The organism is Streptomyces phyllanthi, assembly GCF_009377205.1.
Taxonomy (GTDB): Bacteria; Actinomycetota; Actinomycetes; order Streptomycetales; family Streptomycetaceae; genus Streptomyces; species Streptomyces phyllanthi.
On record NZ_VJZE01000915.1, the window covers coordinates 1 to 1286 of the forward strand.

General features: G+C 71.2%; 2 protein-coding genes. Both read right to left on the minus strand.

Going from position 1 to position 1286, the window contains the following annotated elements:
- Positions 1-22 precede the first annotated feature (22 nt).
- On the minus strand, positions 23-643 hold the full coding sequence (locus tag FNH04_RS46090) for a LytR C-terminal domain-containing protein (protein WP_152792164.1): 621 nt from the start codon (positions 641-643) through the stop codon (positions 23-25).
- Positions 644-803: 160 nt separating this feature from the next.
- Positions 804-1100 carry a type II toxin-antitoxin system VapB family antitoxin gene (locus FNH04_RS46095; RefSeq protein ID WP_003999914.1) on the minus strand — a complete coding sequence of 99 codons (297 nt, stop codon included), beginning with the start codon at positions 1098-1100 and terminating at the stop codon, positions 804-806.
- Positions 1101-1286 lie beyond the last annotated feature (186 nt).

The following is a 1286-nucleotide window of genomic DNA, read 5'->3' on the forward strand; positions in this document are numbered from 1 at the left end:
CACGGGGGGGGGGCCGGGTCCGTCAGCAGTTCTTCGGCGTGGTGCTCGGGGCCGGCGTCGGCTTGCTCAGGGCCGTCAGCGCCTTGTCGGCGTCCGTCTTCGCCGTGAGGGACTTGAAGCCGGTGCCGATGATCAGGTCCACCTCGGTGGCCCTGGGGCGGCCGTCGGTCTTCGGCTCGGCACCCTTGACCTGGGTGCCGAGTACCGGCAGCGCCGCGTCGGCGGCCGCCTTCGCGCCGAGCAGTACGGCGGTGCCGGAGACCTTCTTGTCGTACTCCTTCGTGGCGTTGCCCACCGTGCCGATGCGGAAGCCGCGCTTCTTGAGCTCCTCGGCGGTGCTCTTGGCGAGTCCGCTGCGGGGCGTCGCGTTCAGGACGTTGACGGTGATCTGCGCGGGCCGGGGCAGAGCCGCCGCCCGGGGGGACGGGCTCGCGGTCGCACGAGTGGAGCAGTCCGCCTTCGGGCCGGCCGCCGTGGCCTCGTCGCCGCCGCCCGTGAAGACATCGATGAGCTGCAGGGTTCCCCACCCGGTCAGCCCGACCAGGGCCATGGAGGCGATGGCCGAGAGCACGAGCCTGCGGCGCCTCCTGGGCCGGCGCAGGCGTGGGTACTTGTCCCCCGTGATCCGGTACTGGCCGCCCATGCCTGGGGGAGTCAGCATGCTCATGGGCGCAGCGTAGTGCGCGGGGGCTGCGATGCCTACCAGATGATCATCGGCCGGGCGGCGGTCCAACCCGAAAGGGGCAACCGTGCCGGTGGCGGTCGACCCCGGCCGGCTCTCGTGGGGCCCGGCTCGCTCCGGCTCAGTCGAGTTCGAGGACGCGGGCGTGCAGCACCTGGCGCTGCTGGAGTGCCGCGCGTACGGCTCGGTGGAGGCCGTCCTCCAGGTACAGGTCGCCCTGCCACTTCACGACGTGGGCGAAGAGATCGCCGTAGAACGTCGAGTCCTCGGCCAGCAGTGTTTCCAGGTCGAGCTGGCCCTTGGTCGTCACGAGCTGATCGAGGCGGACCGGGCGCGGTGCGACGTCCGCCCACTGCCGGGTGCTTTCCCGGCCGTGGTCGGGGTACGGCCGGCCGTTTCCGATGCGCTTGAAGATCACACGGAAAGCCTACCGGCCCATACGTTCCGGGCGCAGCCATGGTGGCGGAGTGCGGTGCCGGAAAAGACGTGAGGAACCGGAGCGAAGCGGATGAATTCTCCGAGGCTCTCCGGTGTCATCGGGGTGGTCCGGACCGTGAAACGAGGGCTGGGACAGGGCTCCGGTGGCAGGGGGAGGGGGCGTCCC